General features: G+C 41.0%; 13 protein-coding genes. 4 read left to right on the top strand and 9 right to left on the bottom strand.

Features of this window, described 5'->3' with window-relative positions; genetic code table 11:
- Nucleotides 1-158: 158 nt before the first annotated feature.
- Nucleotides 159-1,688 (bottom strand): alpha/beta hydrolase-fold protein, encoded by a 1,530-nt coding sequence (locus tag QZ562_RS05100; protein ID WP_293757610.1) that lies wholly within the window; start codon nucleotides 1,686-1,688, stop codon nucleotides 159-161.
- A 399-nt stretch (nucleotides 1,689-2,087) separates the two neighbouring features.
- Between QZ562_RS05100 and QZ562_RS05095 the strand changes: the two genes are divergently transcribed.
- Nucleotides 2,088-2,441 (top strand): LytTR family DNA-binding domain-containing protein, encoded by a 354-nt coding sequence (locus tag QZ562_RS05095; RefSeq protein ID WP_363315321.1) that lies wholly within the window; start codon nucleotides 2,088-2,090, stop codon nucleotides 2,439-2,441.
- A gap of 301 nt (nucleotides 2,442-2,742) precedes the next feature.
- Nucleotides 2,743-3,141, top strand: a complete 399-nt coding sequence (locus QZ562_RS05090; protein ID WP_293757608.1) for a CPBP family intramembrane glutamic endopeptidase — start codon at nucleotides 2,743-2,745, stop codon at nucleotides 3,139-3,141.
- Nucleotides 3,142-3,762: 621 nt separating this feature from the next.
- Here QZ562_RS05090 and leuD read toward each other — a convergent pair.
- From leuD to mutS, 8 genes are all read right to left on the bottom strand, one after another.
- Entirely contained in the window at nucleotides 3,763-4,374 is a 612-nt protein-coding gene (gene leuD / locus QZ562_RS05085; RefSeq protein WP_293757606.1) for a 3-isopropylmalate dehydratase small subunit, read from the bottom strand.
- Between the two features lie 29 nt (nucleotides 4,375-4,403).
- Nucleotides 4,404-5,816 (bottom strand): 3-isopropylmalate dehydratase large subunit, encoded by a 1,413-nt coding sequence (gene leuC, locus QZ562_RS05080; protein WP_293757604.1) that lies wholly within the window; start codon nucleotides 5,814-5,816, stop codon nucleotides 4,404-4,406.
- 18 nt (nucleotides 5,817-5,834) lie between these two features.
- A complete protein-coding gene (leuB, locus tag QZ562_RS05075) occupies nucleotides 5,835-6,920 on the bottom strand; it encodes a 3-isopropylmalate dehydrogenase (protein WP_293757602.1) in 1,086 nt (361 codons plus the stop codon).
- Between the two features lie 5 nt (nucleotides 6,921-6,925).
- On the bottom strand, nucleotides 6,926-8,497 hold the full coding sequence (gene leuA / locus QZ562_RS05070) for a 2-isopropylmalate synthase (protein ID WP_293757600.1): 1,572 nt from the start codon (nucleotides 8,495-8,497) through the stop codon (nucleotides 6,926-6,928).
- A gap of 389 nt (nucleotides 8,498-8,886) precedes the next feature.
- Nucleotides 8,887-9,549 (bottom strand): hypothetical protein, encoded by a 663-nt coding sequence (locus QZ562_RS05065; RefSeq protein WP_293757598.1) that lies wholly within the window; start codon nucleotides 9,547-9,549, stop codon nucleotides 8,887-8,889.
- 123 nt (nucleotides 9,550-9,672) lie between these two features.
- A complete protein-coding gene (eno, locus tag QZ562_RS05060; RefSeq protein ID WP_293757592.1) occupies nucleotides 9,673-10,965 on the bottom strand; it encodes a phosphopyruvate hydratase in 1,293 nt (430 codons plus the stop codon).
- Between the two features lie 15 nt (nucleotides 10,966-10,980).
- Nucleotides 10,981-12,612: a CTP synthase gene (locus tag QZ562_RS05055; RefSeq protein ID WP_293757591.1), complete on the bottom strand. Its 1,632-nt coding sequence runs from the start codon at nucleotides 12,610-12,612 to the stop codon at nucleotides 10,981-10,983.
- Nucleotides 12,613-13,188: 576 nt separating this feature from the next.
- Complete coding sequence (gene mutS, locus QZ562_RS05050; protein WP_293757589.1) at nucleotides 13,189-15,807, bottom strand: DNA mismatch repair protein MutS; 2,619 nt, start codon at nucleotides 15,805-15,807, stop codon at nucleotides 13,189-13,191.
- Nucleotides 15,808-15,888: 81 nt separating this feature from the next.
- Here mutS and QZ562_RS05045 point away from each other — a divergent pair, with 81 nt between their 5' ends.
- Both QZ562_RS05045 and recA read left to right on the top strand, forming a co-directional pair.
- Nucleotides 15,889-16,374, top strand: a complete 486-nt coding sequence (locus QZ562_RS05045) for a nicotinamide-nucleotide amidohydrolase family protein (RefSeq protein WP_293757587.1) — start codon at nucleotides 15,889-15,891, stop codon at nucleotides 16,372-16,374.
- A gap of 150 nt (nucleotides 16,375-16,524) precedes the next feature.
- Nucleotides 16,525-17,565 carry a recombinase RecA gene (gene recA, locus QZ562_RS05040; protein WP_293757578.1) on the top strand — a complete coding sequence of 347 codons (1,041 nt, stop codon included), beginning with the start codon at nucleotides 16,525-16,527 and terminating at the stop codon, nucleotides 17,563-17,565.
- The last annotated feature ends 106 nt before the right edge of the window (nucleotides 17,566-17,671 follow it).

Below are 17,671 nucleotides of genomic sequence, written 5' to 3'. Positions count from 1 at the left end.
TTTTAAGTTGACGGTTTTATGCTCTATTTTTCGATGCTTATAATAGGGAGTAATCCAACATTTCACTCATTAGGCCGAAAAGTATATTCATATTTTATCAAAGCATGGCAATACATTATATTAGCGTAGTTAAGAGCATGCTGTATAAGTGTGTTGATTCAAGGCAGCTTTTGCTGCATTTGTATCATTATTTTTTCTAGCATAGGCACCTGTTTATAATCACAATGTCCTGCTCCTCTTACCCAAGTGAATTCAGCATTGGAAACAGGTTCTTTTTGTGTGCTTAGCATTTCTTGATATAAGTGCATGGCGTTATTGAGATAAAAGTTATCCATATCACCCATCCATATATTTAGTTTACCTTGTAACTTAGGTCCAAGCGTTTGCCAATTTTTCTCGGTATATAATCGTAAGTCGTACTTAGTCCATTGTGCTGCAATAGACTGATCAATTTTGCCAGTCAGTGGATCCCAAATAGTTGAAGGGGTGCCGTCTTCCAGTTTTGGTCCAAAAACCGCATTCCAACCTCCCCATTGCCCACCACTGTATATAAAAGAATCATTTCTGCCTATTTGGTTTTCCATCATAATTTCACGTTTTATACTAAAAATAGTTTCGCCGTCTTTCGCACGATAAGACGGTCTTTGCATACCATGCTCATTGACAAAGGCATTCTCATCTTGATAAATGTCTATCAACTGAAAATATTTAAAATCTACACCATCTGCACTGAACGACCATGCACCATTGAATAAGTCTGGATAGTAAGTTTGTAAAGCCAAACTTACCCAACCACCCGTGGAGCAGCCAGTGACAAACCGCGAATTGGCATTGTCTACTAAGTTAAACTGTTTTGTTAAGTAAGGTAGAAACTCTTGCCAAGTGGCTTGGCCATAAGGGCCGTTGTTTGCAGAATCTATTTGGTATGAATCCCCTAATGGTGCTTCGCCATCCAAAAACACGATGACCATTTGGGGTGTGTCAGGGTTTAACCAAAACTTTTTAAATGCCTTGTTCTCATATAAACCTTGGGCTCTGTCATATCGAGCGTGATAGCCGCCTATATTAAAGATCACAGGGAAGTCTTCGAGTGGATTGTCGTAATAACTGTTTGGTAAAATTATTCCTGCTCGAAGATACATATCAGCCCCCCAAAACTCAGACAGCAATTGACTGGGCATTTTTACAAACTTTAAAAACCTCTCGCCGTCAGGCAAGGTTTCTTTTGGTAGGCGTTGATTTAAAGACAGGGCTAGCGACATATCGCTGGAACCATCATTTATATACTCAATAATATCTGAATAGATGTTCAACGGTGAGTTAATGCGTGAATCTAGAAAATAGCTGTCGTAGATGGCTTGCACGTACCACTTACCCGGAGGCACGTCAGCCAAAGAATCGAAAGGAAAACCTTTTGTCGATGCATCAAAGGTTATGCTTTGTCCTTTTGACAACCCCGATAAGTCTTGTGAAAATAGTGGTTCGATATTTTTTGTGGGCCAAGCACTGTATAACCTTGGTTCTTGCTCCATTGAGCTTGAAAAGATAAGGTGCAGACGACCCTCTTTCTGTAATGTTTGTGAGCTTGTCATCTTTACCGAGACAGATTTTGCAGCGGCAGTTTTAACGAATACCTGCGACATAGTGAAAAGAATGAGTAAGATGGCAAAGGTAAAATGGGAGTGCATTTCATTAACCTATTTTATTTTTCAGATGGAATTGGGTTTAGATTACCTAAATTATTTGACTTTGGCATTATCAGATTTGAATTGGCTATTGTGTATGCTTGAAGTAGTTAAAAAAGCCAGTGATTCGAAGACCTATCCGTATATTTAGGCTTTATAGCTATCTAAATTTTCGTGAGTCTAAGCGAATTTGTGCTGGCAGTATTAGGCTCATGGCACTGGCAAAACCAATTGTTGTTTGTTTTTTATACTTTTGCTATTGGTTTGTTTCCTATCAGTTTTATGTTTATTGTTAATCGCCATGCAGTGAAAATTTCCAAACCATAGCAAGGTGACTTTGTTGGCTCTGCATCTGTTGGTGGCAATGATGAAGCAGGTAATAAGACAGCCCAAGCTGAGTTAATAACCTTAACTGGCAATAATAAAGACGACAATATACAGATAGCACTATCACAAATATTATTTATCAAGTCTGCTAATAATTATTGCGAACTGAGCATCCTCGAAGACAGTACCTTTAGCCTTAAATTATTGCGCTGTTCATTAACCAAGATTTTAAAACAACTACCAAACAATTCGCAGGTGTATCGTTGTCATCGTTCTTATGCGGTGAATCTAATGTCAGTTAAATCATCTGCGGGAAATGCCGGTGGTTTGCAGTTATCAATGAAATCACTTGATGTCATGGTCCCTGTCTCCCGCACTTATGTTGATGAGATTAAACAAGGCTTGCTGTTAGTCCCTAAAGTTTGTTAATCAGCCCAAATCCTTGTCACTAATACCTTTAAAAGCAGGTTAGGCCCTTACTATTCGCTGCTTTGTTGGGTAATTGGCATGCTTAATTTGAATTCTAAATTTCAATTAAGCGAGAACACATGCAACACATAGCAAAATCACTGGTTATCTAAAGCACTTTTATATTCTGTCATTTTTTGTGAGAATGTTTTGGGGCGACAACTGGAGCGAAGTGCTTCTGAGGCTAGATCAGCAATCTTATGTTTTACATACCTTAGTGATGTACCTATTTCTTTATGGGCCACTCTTGCTGGGGTCAAGCTTGTTATTTAAACCAACGCTTTGGCATGAACTGTTAGGTCTGAACATCAATGGAGTTCAAAGCTATTTTATAGCGGCGCCGACATGTTGTTTGCCAATGACCTTAGGTTATGCACTATTAAGTACTGAGCTCAACCTTTCAATGTCAGCCATTATTACGGGGTCAGTATATGCAGGTGTCTTCGAAAAAATTATTTTTAGAGCCGCTTTATTTGGGGTATTGTTTCACTATTGTCGATGGGGATTTATCCCTGCTGCATTAATCAGTTCTATTATCTTTGGATTAGACCATATTTATCAGGGGCATGATCTTCTGTCAACGGTGATGGCAGTGGCAATAACCTCGGTCGCGGGTACTTGGTTTTCGTGGCTATATTGTGAATGTGGTTACCGTGTTTGATTTCCTTTGTGGATGCATATCTTTATGAACGCTGGCTATGGGATATTTGGAATGTCGGGCGGGGCAGCAGGGGATTTAGAAGGCAACTTATTCAAGGCCAGCGCAATCATCTTAAGCTTACTTTACGTTCACCTGCTTGTGCGTAAAAGTAAGCTCCGCCAAATAACCTTCACATCTTTATGGCATAACAAACCAACTATTCAACCACACTCACAACTAACCATCCAAAACGCTTACTAGGAGAACAAGTATGTTTGAACTATTTTTAGTCATAATGGCACTCACATCACCCATCCTAATTATTATCTTTGTGCGTAATTATTTTAATTACAAATAAGAGGTCAATCAGAAAATATTGGCGCTTTAAAAAGAAAGTGATACTGATGCTGATGCTGTGATAAATATGCAAAAGATGGTCGATGTGCTGATAAAAAGAGTCATACTGCTTGAAAGAATTGTCACTGATGGCAATTTCGATTTAAGCCATGAAATCAATCAACTTTGATGATTTGATTAAGTGTAATTCATTGATGTTTATCTAGCTGAATAATCACTAGGAGTGGTTATTAAACGGCTTCCTTTGGTATTTACAGAGAAAACCGTTTGGATTAATGGTTGGATCTAAGCTCTTTGCCATTCTGGCATATTGTTCTCAAACGCCGTGATTTTATCATCTAGCTCTAAAGTCTGACCAATCGCATCCAAACCTTTAAGTAAGTTGTTTTTATGCTGTTCAGCAATCTCAAAACCAAAACGCAAGTCGTTAACCTTAACCGTTTGTTCTTGTAGATTAACCGTTATTTGCGCAGAAGCATCGTTTTCAACTACCGCAAATAGTTGGTCCATTTGCTCGCTGGTAAGCTGAACAGGTAACAATTGATTGTTGATACAGTTACCATAAAAAATATCAGCAAAACTAGTAGCAATCACCACTTTAAAGCCATAGTCGTCTAACGACCAAGGTGCATGTTCGCGGCTTGAACCACAACCAAAATTTTCGCGGGTGAGTAAAACGCTGGCACCTTGGTGTTGTGTTTTGTTGAATACAAAGTCAGGATTCGGCACTTGTTCATGTTGGTCAAGGTAGCGCCAATCGTGAAATAGGTGTTTACCATAACCACTGCGTGAGACCGAGGTTAAAAATTGCTTAGGGATAATTTGGTCAGTATCCACGTTGGCTTGGTTAAGGGGCATTGCTGACCCTGTATGGATATTAATACCCGTAGTTATCATGGTTAATTCCTTCCTTATTATCAGTTAGCTTATTGATAGTCGCGCACATCAGCAAAGTGACCGGCTAATGCTGCTGCTGCTGCCATCGCTGGGCTAACTAAATGAGTACGTGCCCCACGGCCTTGACGCCCTTCAAAGTTACGGTTGCTGGTGGACGCACAACGATCACCTTGTTTTAGAAAATCATCATTCATGCCCAAGCACATTGAACAACCAGGTAAACGCCATTCAAAACCAGCTTCAATAAAAATTTTATCTAGTTGCTCTGCCTCTGCTTGCTGTTTTACCGATACTGAACCAGGCACAACAATAGCGGTCACGCCTGGTGCAACTTTACCGTGTTTAGCAATAGCGGCTGCAGCGCGCATGTCTTCAATTCGTCCATTGGTACATGATCCAATAAAGACATTATTAACACTTATATCAGATAATTTTTGACCCGCGATGAGATCCATATACTTAAGGGCTTTGTTAGCTGAATCCTCATCAATAGGATCTGAAAAGTCGCTTGGAGTAGGCACTGTTTGATTAACACCTATTACTTGTCCTGGGTTTGTACCCCAAGTTACCTGTGGTGTTATATCAACGGCGTTTAATTCAACAATGGTATCAAAAGACGCATCTTGATCAGATGTTAAACTCGCCCAATAAGCCATGGCTTGGTTCCAGTGTTCGCCTTTAGGTGCGTATTCACGGCTTTCAAGGTAGTCAAATGTGGTTTTGTCAGGGGCAATTAAACCGGCTTTAGCACCCGCTTCGATACTCATATTACACACTGTCATTCGCTCTTCCATTGTCAGATCTGAGATAGTTTCACCACAATACTCAATGACATGACCTGTTGCACCAGCGTGTCCAATTTTACCGATGATAGCCAAGATAATATCTTTGGCAGTGATGCCTATAGGCAAGGTACCATTGACTTGAACTTTCATACTTTTTGCTTTGCTTTGTTTTAGTGTTTGGCTGGCTAATACATGTTCCACCTGAGAGGTGCCGATGCCAAAAGCTAATGCTCCGAAAGCACCGTGAGTAGCTGTATGTGAGTCACCACACACCACTGTCATGCCTGGTTGAATAAGACCAAGTTCAGGACCCATTACATGCACAATACCTTGCTTTTGGTGACCCACTGGAAATAGCTCTATACCGTGCTTTTCGCAGTTATCTGCCAAGGTCTGTAGTTGTAGCTTATTCGTCGGGCCACAAGCATCGAGAGCTAAAGAACGAGTTGAGATGCTGTGATCCATCGTTGCGAAAGTACGCTCTGGGCACCGAACTTTACGGCCTTTTTCTTCAAGACCTGCAAATGCTTGGGGTGTTGTTACCTCATGGATTAAATGAGTGTCTATGTAGATTAATTTTTCTTCACCGGTTTTAGATACTTTATTCGCATCAACAATATGAGCTTGCCATATTTTGTCATATAAGGTGGTTGCCATGACTATTTCCTTCACTTGTTAAATTAATGCGGCGATGTAATCGCCGACTTCACTGGTATTTTTAGCTAAATGACGCGCGTCAAGGCCAAGTAAATCGCCTGTCAGTATACCATCACCTAATGTTTTCACTACGGCAGCATCAATCGCATCTGCGGCGGCTGTTTCATTTAAACTGAAGCGCAATAACATGGATGCGGAGAGTATCTGAGCAATCGGGTTAGCTATACCTTTACCAGCGATATCAGGAGCTGAACCGCCTGCTGGTTCATACATGCCAAAGTTGTCTTGATTGATACTGGCTGAGGGTAATAGACCCATGGAGCCAGTGATCATTGCACATTCATCAGAAATAATGTCCCCAAACAGGTTAGAACATAACATCACATCAAACTGACTTGGGTTACGAATGAGTTGCATCGTTGCGTTATCAATATAAATGTGTTCAAGCTCTATTTGTGGGTAGTCCTTCGCCACTTCTTCGACAACTTCGCGCCATAATCGGCTGCAAACAAGTACATTAGCTTTGTCTACAGAGGTCACTTTTTTACTACGCTTTTGAGCTGCATCAAATGCACTAATCGCGATACGACGAATTTCTTTTTTGCTATAACGCATCGTGTCATATGCAAACTGTTCTTCGCCTTCGCCTTCTAAACCTTTGGGCTGACCGAAGTAAATACCACTAGTGAGTTCGCGCACCACTAATACATCAAAACCGCTAGCAGAGATATCTGCTCGAAGTGGGGAAAAGGCTTCGAGTCCCTGATAAATTTTTGCTGGGCGTAAGTTGCTGAACAAATCAAAGTGACCACGCAAAGCCAAAAGTGCAGCACGTTCAGGGCGTTCTTCTAAAGGTAAATTGTCCCATTTAGGGCCGCCAATTGAGCCAAACAAAATAGCGTTAGAATCCTCACAACCTTTTAAAGTGGATGCTGGTAACGCTACACCATGATTATCGATGGCAAGGCCACCCACATCAAAGTCATTAAGTTGAAACGTTATATTAAATTTTTTGGTTACGGCTGCTAACACTTTTTTGGCTTCGACCATGACCTCTGGGCCAATTCCATCGCCTGCCAATACTGCTATGTTGTAGTCAGACATTTTGTCTATACCTCTGCAATTTTTACTTGTTCTTTTTGCTGGTCAATCTGATCAGCTAAATGTGTGTTGTTTAATACGTATATCAACGCTTTCACCCCTGACTCGACAATATCTGTTGCCAAGCCAATACCGTTGAATCGACGTCCATTGTATTCAGCTACTACCGATACTTGCGCTAATGCGTTGGCACCTTTCCCTTTAGAATCAAGTTTAAAGTCAACAATCTCTACCTGATTATGACCAACAACTTTAGTGATGGCATTATAAGCCGCATCGACTGGTCCATTACCAGTGGCAGACTCAGTGATTTCTTTATCGCCGACTAGCATTCTTACTGTTGCGCTAGGTATGATTTGTTTACCTGAACTGGCCTGCAAATACATCAGTTTATAGTATTCATCTTCTTGCTTGGTTTGACTGAAAAATAGTAGCGCTTCTAAATCATAATCAAACACTTGTCCTTTTTTATCAGCTAATTTTACAAAAGAGGCATATACCGTTTCTAAGTCAAAATCAGTTGCTTTGTAGCCTAACTCGAACAGACGATGTTTAATCACATGGCGGCCAGAACGAGACGTTAGGTTTAGATTGTTTTTGTTAATGCCGACACTTTCAGGAGTCATAATTTCGTAGGTATTTGTACCTTTTAATACACCATCTTGGTGAATGCCAGAAGAGTGGCTAAAGGCATTAGCACCCACTATGGCTTTATTAGCTTGCACTGGCATATTGCATAAATTGCTGACCAATTTAGAGGTACGAGAAATCTCTTCACTTCTGATATTGGTATGAAACCCTAGTTTTGCTTGGCGAGTCTGTAGGATCATTGCAATTTCTTCTAATGAACAGTTACCTGCACGTTCACCTAAACCATTGATAGTGGCTTCAACCTGCCTTGCGCCTTGCTCTATTGCAGCCAAAGAATTCGCCACGGCCAATCCTAGATCATTGTGGCAATGCACCGAAATGACAGCTTTATCGATGTTGGGCACACGATTAAATAGATTTTGAATAATGCCACCGAACTCTGTGGGTGTAGTGTAACCAACGGTATCAGGAATATTGACTGTGGTTGCGCCAGCATTAATCGCAGCCTCTACCATGCGGCACAAATAGTCAATATGGGTACGACCCGCATCTTCACATGAAAACTCCACATCGTCAGTATAACGGCGAGCATGTTTGACCGCTTTTACGGCCATCTCAACCACTTCATCCTGAGATTTTCGTAATTTTGTATTTACATGGATATCAGAGGTAGCGATAAAGGTATGAATACGGAATTGCTCTGCAACTTTTAATGATTCTCCGCAAGCATCGATATCGTTAACTAAGGCTCGAGACAAACCACACACAGTGGCATTTTTTATTTCACGAGCGATGGCTTGTACAGATTTAAAATCACCAGGAGATGAAACAGGGAAACCTGCTTCAATAATATCTACTCCTAGACGTTCAAGAGCAAAAGCAATCTTCAGTTTTTCCTTAACGCTTAAACTGGCAGGTAACGCTTGTTCGCCGTCCCGCAAGGTGGTATCGAAAATTTTGACCTGGTTAGAGTTAACCCCGTCTGACATACCCTTCTCCTAGTTGCTTTGTTTGTTTGATTACACAATGTAACCGCGGTTTAAAATACACATACAAAAAACCCGTGTTAAGCACGGGTTTTGTAAACTGGTTAACGCTCGCTTACAACCTACCCGTGCAATCTTGCTGCCAGCAGTAGTAGGATAGATAAAGAAACGTTATTCATTGTTTAAGCTATTTAATTTATATTTAACAAAATTAGAATGTATTTGTAACGCGTATTGTACCAGTGCGTCAACCTCCGTTTACAAGAAAACATATAACTTAAAAATATAAATTTAATTTTTTAAGGTGCTATCAAGTTGAATGTACCATTGCAGACGTTGATTTAAGATTATTTTCAAGCTTTTAAATGGCGTTGAACCTAGACAAAGATGAATTAACGAAACGTCTTCCAATTTATGGATAGGGATAAAAGTAATTCTCGCAAAGATAATGCACGTTGTTGGCCTTTGCCTTTATGATCCCACTTATGACCACAACATGCTGCCGTTAAAATAGCTTTTGTGGGTTTGAGTAGCCTTAAGTTATGTATATCAGTTTGTCTGTGTTCGTCTTCGGAAAGTTCACCATCACTGTTAAACCAACCAAATTTATTGGTGTGTAGACGATGACTGTTTAGTTCTATTTTATCTATCGAGTCTAGCTCAATATGTTCGGAGCCAAGTTGTTGAACATGCACTGCGATGCAACAACCGATCTGAATGTTGCTCGAGAACCACAGTTGGGTTTTTTCTGGGGTAAAGTTGTTAGCCATACACTTAGCTGCCTGTTTAGCTTGCCAACTGGCGTTGTGCACATCTACATCTAAGGGTGTTTGGTGTTGCAATAGACTGTAAGCAGCACGTTTAACATGATGCCTAAGCCCTGCTATTTTACGTTGTAATAAACTAATGTTATTAATTTTTTGCTGGGATAAGCTGGCAAGTTCTCTTTCATACAGTGCATTACACAGTTCAGCGTAGTGCAACTGCCGTTGGTCGTCAGAAAAAATGTCTATCTGTTGATAGTTGTGTTGAGAATGAGAATTTGAAATTTGCATGTTTTATCGTGCTAATAAATGCCTAAAACTAAAATGGCCAGTGAATGCTGACCATTTTATACTCTAAATCACTGAAGAGGCAGTATTATTCTCTGCCTCTTCAATTATCTGACTAGTTAGTGGTTACTGGCCTTTAATTTCTTTACGACCATTATAACTGACACTTGCACCTAACTCTTGTTCGATGCGTAACAATTGATTGTATTTAGCGACGCGATCTGAACGACACAATGAGCCAGTTTTAATTTGTCCAGCTGCTGTACCCACGGCTAAATCAGCAATAGTTGAATCTTCAGTTTCACCACTACGGTGAGAAATAACCACCGTAAAACCAGCGGCTTGTGCCATACGAATGGCTTCAAGAGTTTCGGTCAATGTGCCAATTTGATTAAACTTAATCAAAATTGAGTTACCGATACCATTGTCGATGCCACGCTTGAGAATTTTGGTGTTGGTTACAAATAAGTCGTCACCCACCAATTGTACTTTGTCACCAATTTTTTTAGTTAAGCTTGCCCAACCATCCCAATCACTTTCGTCAAGGCCATCTTCGATAGAGATAATAGGGTATTTTCTAGACAGGTCAGCTAGGAAATCTCCAAAACCTTCTGAGTCGAACACTTTACCTTCGCCTTTAAGGTCGTATTTGCCATCTACATAAAATTCAGAAGCCGCACAATCCATCGCTAAGGTGATATCTTTATCCATCACATAACCCGCTTTTTCAACGGCTTCGATGATAACTGTTAAAGCTTCTTCATTTGAGCCAAGGTTTGGTGCAAAGCCACCTTCATCACCTACAGCAGTATTTAAGCCTTTTTCACTCAACACTTTCTTCAATGAGTGAAAAATCTCAGCACCCGTTCGCAATGCTTCTTTAAAACTAGTCGCGCCTACTGGCTGCACCATAAATTCTTGTATGTCTACGTTATTGTCAGCATGTTCACCACCGTTGATAATGTTCATCATCGGTACTGGCATACTATAAACACCTGGAGTGCCGTTTAGCTCAGAGATATGTTGATAAAGTGGGACTTTTTTAAATATCGCAGCCGCTTTAGCTGCTGCAAGTGATACGGCTAAAATTGCATTCGCACCAAAATTTTCTTTATTTTCAGTACCATCTAAGTCAATCATAATTTGATCGAGCGCGGCTTGATCAACTGCGTCTTTGCCTAATAGAGCTGCTTGAATATCGTTGTTGATTGCTGCGACTGCTTTTAAAACGCCTTTACCTAAATAACGGCTTTTGTCGCCGTCACGTAATTCTAAGGCTTCACGTGAACCAGTTGACGCTCCAGAAGGCGCTGCTGCTCTGCCCATTTCGCCAGTTTCTAAATATACATCGGCTTCTACCGTTGGATTGCCTCGTGAATCCATTATTTCACGAGCAATTATTTTGCTGATTTTTGACATGTCTAGCCCTTTTATTTAATTATGATTTTTAAAATATTCGCCTGCCGCTTTTACAAACCCTGTAAAAAGAGGGTGTCCGTCGCGAGGTGTTGAATTAAATTCTGGGTGAAACTGACCGGCTACAAACCAAGGATGCTCGGTAATTTCAATAACTTCTACTAAGCGTTTGTCAGCAGATAGTCCTGTCACTTTTAACCCTGCAGCTTCAACTTTGTCACGCAGGTTATTATTCACTTCGTATCTATGTCTGTGACGTTCGTATATTTCACTTGCACCGTACATATCATGTACTTTACTGCCTGGAAGTAAGTGACATAACTGACTCCCTAAACGCATGGTGCCTCCTAAATCAGAATTTTCGCTACGAGACTCTGTTGTACCGCCTGAGTCGAGCCATTCGGTAATAAGACCCACAACTGGAAAAGGAGAGCTAGAGTCAAACTCTGTACTATTGGCATTTTCCATGCCCGCTACATTTCTTGCAAACTCAATTAGAGCAACTTGCATACCCAAACAAATCCCCAAATATGGGATCAGATTTTCACGAGCATATTTGGCTGCAATAATTTTACCTTCAATTCCACGCTCACCAAAACCACCTGGTACTAAAATAGCATCAAGGCCTTGTAAGATTTGTTCGCCTTTGCTCTCTATATCTTGTGAGTCAATGTATCTGATTTTCACAGTTAAACGATTTTTTAAACCTGCATGTTTTAAGGCCTCATTAACAGATTTATATGCATCCGGTAGCTCAACATATTTACCCACCATGCCTATAGTGACTTCACCAGATGGATTAGATTCTGCATAAAGAACTTGTTCCCATTCAGTCAGGTCTGCCTCAGGGCATTCTAAACCAAAACGTTCAACAACTAACTGGTCCATGCCTTGGGCTTTGAGCATAGCTGGTATTTTGTAGATACTGTCAGCATCTCTTAAGGAAATAACCGCCTTGTCTATCACATTAGTAAACAAGGCTATTTTTTGACGTTCATTTGACGGTAAAGGGACTTCAGAGCGACATACTAAAATATCAGGTTGCACACCAACGGAGCGTAATTCTTTTACAGAATGTTGAGTAGGCTTAGTCTTAACTTCAGCCGATGCGGCAAGATAAGGCACTAGAGTGAGGTGCATAAACATGGCACGATTACGGCCTACTTCAACACCTAGTTGACGTATTGCTTCAATAAATGGCTGGGACTCAATGTCACCCACAGTGCCACCAATCTCTACGATGGCAACATCTACACCTTGTGAGCCTGCAATAATTCGGCGCTTAATTTCGTTAGTGATATGTGGGATGACCTGTATGGTGGCCCCTAAATAATCACCACGACGTTCTCGCTTAAGCACTTCTTCGTATACACGGCCGGTGGTGAAATTATTGTGTTTGGTCATGCGGGTACGAATAAAACGTTCGTAGTGACCTAAGTCTAAATCTGTTTCGGCACCATCATCGGTGACAAACACTTCACCATGCTGAATTGGGCTCATAGTGCCCGGGTCAACGTTGATATAAGGGTCAAGCTTAAGCATGGTGACGTTTAAGCCCCGAGCTTCTAGAATTGCGGCAAGCGAAGCAGCAGCAATACCTTTTCCAAGTGATGAAACAACACCACCTGTGACGAAAATATAATTTGTCATGAGAACCCTAATAGAGGCGTTTGAAATGAATAGGCTTTGTAAAGTTTGGTTTGAATTTCCAGCTAAAAAGCTAATAAAAAAACCACTACTAGACGGGAAAACATTATACTAAAAAATGCCTTCTCAAACAAAGTTTAATCTTAAATAAAGTATAAATAAGGTACTTCAAATTCATAAATTCATTATTTTGAGTGTCAATTACCCTATTTAAGCACTACGTTACTCCGACCAATCCTATTATTATCAAAGCAAAATTAGTGAACAAACCCATCACAAAACCTACAGTCCTGCTGCGTGGGTCTGTGTTATAAGTCATGAAATAAATGGGTCGACCGATAAGAGATAGAACACTAATTGCAGCACCTATTCACGGGCTCACAAAGTATGAACATATCCACAGGGAGGGTAAAATACGATTAATTGTTGAAGTGTGTTTTGTTGAACTCAGTACAGCTTTTCCTATATAGGGTTACCTGAAAAGCAAGTGTTAGCACGTATATTTCTCTCTACTAGAGCGTCAAGTGTAACAATTGCTGATCATTCCACGATGTATCCTTGGTTAAGTATGTTGTTGGATTAGTCTTCTGCAGCCAACGTTTTTAGTCGATATAAATATTCTAGCGCCTGTTTAGGAGTCAGATCATCTGGATTGATTTGATTTAAACTTAAGCGTAAATCATCAACAGAACTGAGTAAATCGAGTTGCTGTTCTTGCCTAAACGATGTTGGATTGTTTGATGACGGCTGGCTTTCTAACTCTGCTAATTTACGTTTCGCTTTTTGAATAACACTTCTGGGAACACCGGCTAGTTGTGCTACTTGTAAACCATAACTTTTATTGGCGGCTCCCTCTTGTACTGCATGCATAAAACGGATCGCTTCTTCATGCTCTACCGCATCAAGGTGCACATTAGCCAGTTCAGGCATATCTTCGGCCAGTTGCGTCAGCTCAAAGTAGTGAGTCGCAAATAGTGTATAAGATTGAATTTTTATCGCTAGGTATTCAGCACATGCCCAAGCCAGAGATAGGCCATCGTAGGTGCTGGTTCCACGACCTATTTCGTCCATGAGCACTAAACTATTGGCTGTGGCGTTATTAAGGATGTTAGCGGTTTCGGTCATTTCCACCATAAAAGTCGAACGACCTGATGCTAAATCATCTGATGCACCTATGCGGGTAAAGATCCGATCAATAGGGCCTATTTTTGCATTTTCAGCAGGTATAAAACTGCCTATATACGCTAGCAACACAATAAGAGCTGTTTGGCGCATGTAGGTCGATTTACCCCCCATGTTGGGGCCGGTGATGACCAACATACGTCGCTGTGGATGAATGGCAATTGGATTGGCAATAAAAGGTGTTTTCATCACATGTTCTACTACGGGGTGACGCCCTTGACTAAAGTAAATACCATTTTTATCGGTGAGTTCAGGACAATGATAATTGAGCGTTTCGGCCCGTTCGGCTAAATTAGTAAGCACGTCAAGTTCGGCCACTGCATCAGCGCTTTGCATCAAGTTTGCTAGTTCAGGTAATAAAACATCGAATAGTGCATCGTATAGGCGCTTTTCTAAGGCTAAAGATTTACTTTGACTGGTAAGAACTTTGTCCTCGTGTTCTTTTAATTCCTGAATGATATAGCGTTCGTTATTTTTAAGTGTCTGCCGGCGCACATAATCTGCAGGCACTTTATCGGCATAGCTGCGACTGACTTCGATAAAATAGCCGTGAACGCGGTTGTATCCTACTTTTAGAGTAGAAATACCGGTGCGATCTTTTTCGCGCTGTTCTAATTCATCTAAATAGTCGGTAGCCCCCTTGGATAATGCGCGAAGTTCATCTAATTCTGAGTTGTAGCCAGTTTTTATGACTCCGCCGTCACGAATTAATACAGGTGGCGCATCCTCTATTGCATTGTTGAGTAAATCTGCAAAGTCAGGAAACTGATTAATGTCTTTTGCCAATTGCATCAAACCACTGTTACCAGAGTCAGCCGATCGCTGTGTAACGAAACCTTGAATATCAGGCAATAGCGTAAAGGCCTGTCTTAATCTCACAAAATCTCTAGGTCTTGCTGAACGTAGGGCTAAACGTGCCAATACTCGTTGCATATCCCCGACATGTTTGAGACTGCTTTGTAACTGCGAATAATCACTACTGAGTAATGATTTAATATTTAGCTGTCGTTGCTTAAGTATTCTTATATTGGTCAATGGGCGATGCAACCAGCGTTGCAACAACCGGCTACCCATAGGTGTTGAAGCATTGTCTAATACACTGGCGAGAGTGTGTTCTGTGCCGCCGGCTAAGTTTTGAGTTAATTCTAAGTTGCGCCTAGTGGCGGCATCCATTAGTACTGTATCTGCTTCTGTTTCGAGTACGATATTACGAATGTGGGGTAGGGCACTTCTTTGAGTGTCTTTGACGTACTGCATAACACAACCAGCTGCGCACAACCCCGTTTTGTTAGTTGTCACACCAAAGCCAGTCAGTTCTTTAGTACCAAACTGTTGATTGAGCTGCTTAGTGGCAGTATCAAAATCAAACTCCCATTGAGGACGGCGCCTTAATCCTTTGCGATGTTCGATAATATGTTGGTACATAAAATCTTCTGGATATAATAATTCTACGGGATTAGTACGCTGGATCTCAGCGGCTAACGCCTCTGCGTCTTTGGGTTCACACAGTGTAAAACGACCTGAGGTGACATCTAATGTAGCATAGCCAAAGTATAAATTATTATGCTGTTTGACACTCACCACTGCAGCCAATATGTTATCTTGTTTATCTTCTAACAAGGCTTCGTCCGAAACCGTACCAGGGGTAACAATACGTTTGACTTCTCTGTCTACCGGTCCTTTACTTGTCGCAGGATCACCTACTTGTTCAACTATGGCCACCGACTTACCCATCTTGACCAAACGAGCGAGATAATTTTCTACTGCATGATAAGGAACGCCGGCCATAGGAATGGCATTGCCCCCTGATTTACCTCTAGCAGTGAGTGATATGTTGAGTAATTCAGAGGCTTCTTTGGCATCATTAAAAAAAAGTTCATAAAAATCTCCCATACGGTAAAACAACAAAATGTCTGGATGTTCAGCCTTTATCTTTAAATATTGCTGCATCATAGGTGTATGTGTATGCAGTGCTGGACTAATGGTTGTTTGCTCTGAAAAATTGTTTACTGGCATAATAGAGATTACTTTATTCTTTTTATCTGATGGCTGGCGTGACATATTCATCATTAGATATCACATATTTAGGTTGCCTATATGACTGAAGACATTACCCAATTAGCTCAACGTCTAGGAAATAAACTTTCTACTAAAGGTTGGCAAATCACCTGTGCTGAATCATGCACCGGAGGTGGGGTAGGATACGCCATCACAAGTATTTCTGGAAGCTCAGCATGGTTTAAAAAAGGTTTTATCACCTATTCAAATGATGCTAAACAAGAACTATTAGGAGTAAGTGAGGATACTTTAATTCAACATGGAGCCGTGTCGGCACAAACAGTCGAAAAAATGGCTGAAGGTGCTGCAAAAAACGCCAATGCTGAAGTAGCTATCGCTATCAGTGGTGTTGCAGGTCCCGGCGGTGGCACACTCAATAAGCCGGTAGGCACCGTCTGGTTCGGTTTTTATATTAACGGGCAGAGCATCAGTCAAAAACTTATGATTACGGGTGACAGGCAAGCTGTTAGAATAAAAGCCATTGAGTACGCTTTATCGAGTGCATTAGTGTTGTTGCAAAAATAAACAATGCTGAAAAAATGTCTGAGCGGCCTAAAAATTATTTCTACATTTCACTTGTAACTGTATAACCATACAGTATACTTTGAGACCTATTAACAAATCATATTAGTGTTGAAAAAATATTCAATACGCTTTAATCACAAGGACATTCTGATGGATGACAACAAAACCAGAGCGTTAACTGCTGCTTTAGGCCAAATCGAAAAACAATTTGGTAAAGGCTCTATAATGAGGCTGGGCGACAACAAAACCATGGACGTTGAAACTATTTCAACAGGTTCTCTTGGTTTGGATATTGCTCTTGGTGCTGGTGGTTTACCCTTAGGACGTATCGTTGAAATATATGGACCAGAGTCTAGTGGTAAAACTACCCTGACTCTTGAAGTTATTGCCGAAGCCCAGCGTAACGGAAAGGTGTGTGCTTTTATCGATGCTGAGCATGCACTTGACCCTATCTACGCCAAAAAACTGGGTGTAGATGTAAACGAACTTTTAGTGTCGCAACCTGATACCGGTGAACAAGCGCTAGAAATTTGCGACATGCTAACCCGTTCAGGTGCAGTTGATGTAATTGTTGTGGATTCGGTAGCAGCACTGACTCCCAAGGCTGAGATTGAAGGCGACATCGGTGATTCACACATGGGTCTTGCCGCCAGAATGATGAGCCAAGCTATGCGTAAGTTAACGGGTAACTTAAAGCATTCCAATACTATGCTTATTTTCATTAACCAAATTCGAATGAAAATCGGGGTTATGTTTGGAAGCCCTGAAACGACCACCGGCGGTAACGCCTTGAAGTTTTATGCGTCGGTACGTTTAGACATTCGCCGCATTGGCGCGGTTAAGTCTGGCGATGAGATAGTGGGTAATGAAACCCGGGTAAAAGTAGTAAAGAATAAAATTGCTCCGCCTTTCAAGCAAGCTGAGTTCCAAATCATGTATGGCGAAGGGATTAACAGCCTCGGAGAACTCATTGATTTAGGTGTCACCCATAAAATGGTTGAGAAAGCAGGTGCTTGGTATAGCTGCAATGGTGAGCGAATAGGCCAAGGTAAAGCAAATTCAATTGGTTACTTAAAAGAACACCCTGAAATGGCAAAAGATATTGATACACGCTTAAGGGCGTTGTTATTGTCAAAGCCAGAAGAAGCTGAGAAAACTGAGAAAACTAAGAAAAAAGAAGACGCTTCGTAATCTAGAAGTTGAAACAAAAAACCAGCTGCTTAAGCGGGATTTTATGTGATTTAAAAATATATAACAGAAAGAGCTGTCTAGTATACACAACTGAAGATGCAGACGA

It is taken from the genome of uncultured Paraglaciecola sp. (assembly GCF_913058035.1).
In the GTDB taxonomy this organism is placed as follows: domain Bacteria; phylum Pseudomonadota; class Gammaproteobacteria; order Enterobacterales; family Alteromonadaceae; genus Paraglaciecola.
The sequence above is the reverse complement of the archived record's forward strand: the minus strand, read 5'-3'. Positions and strand labels throughout refer to the sequence as shown.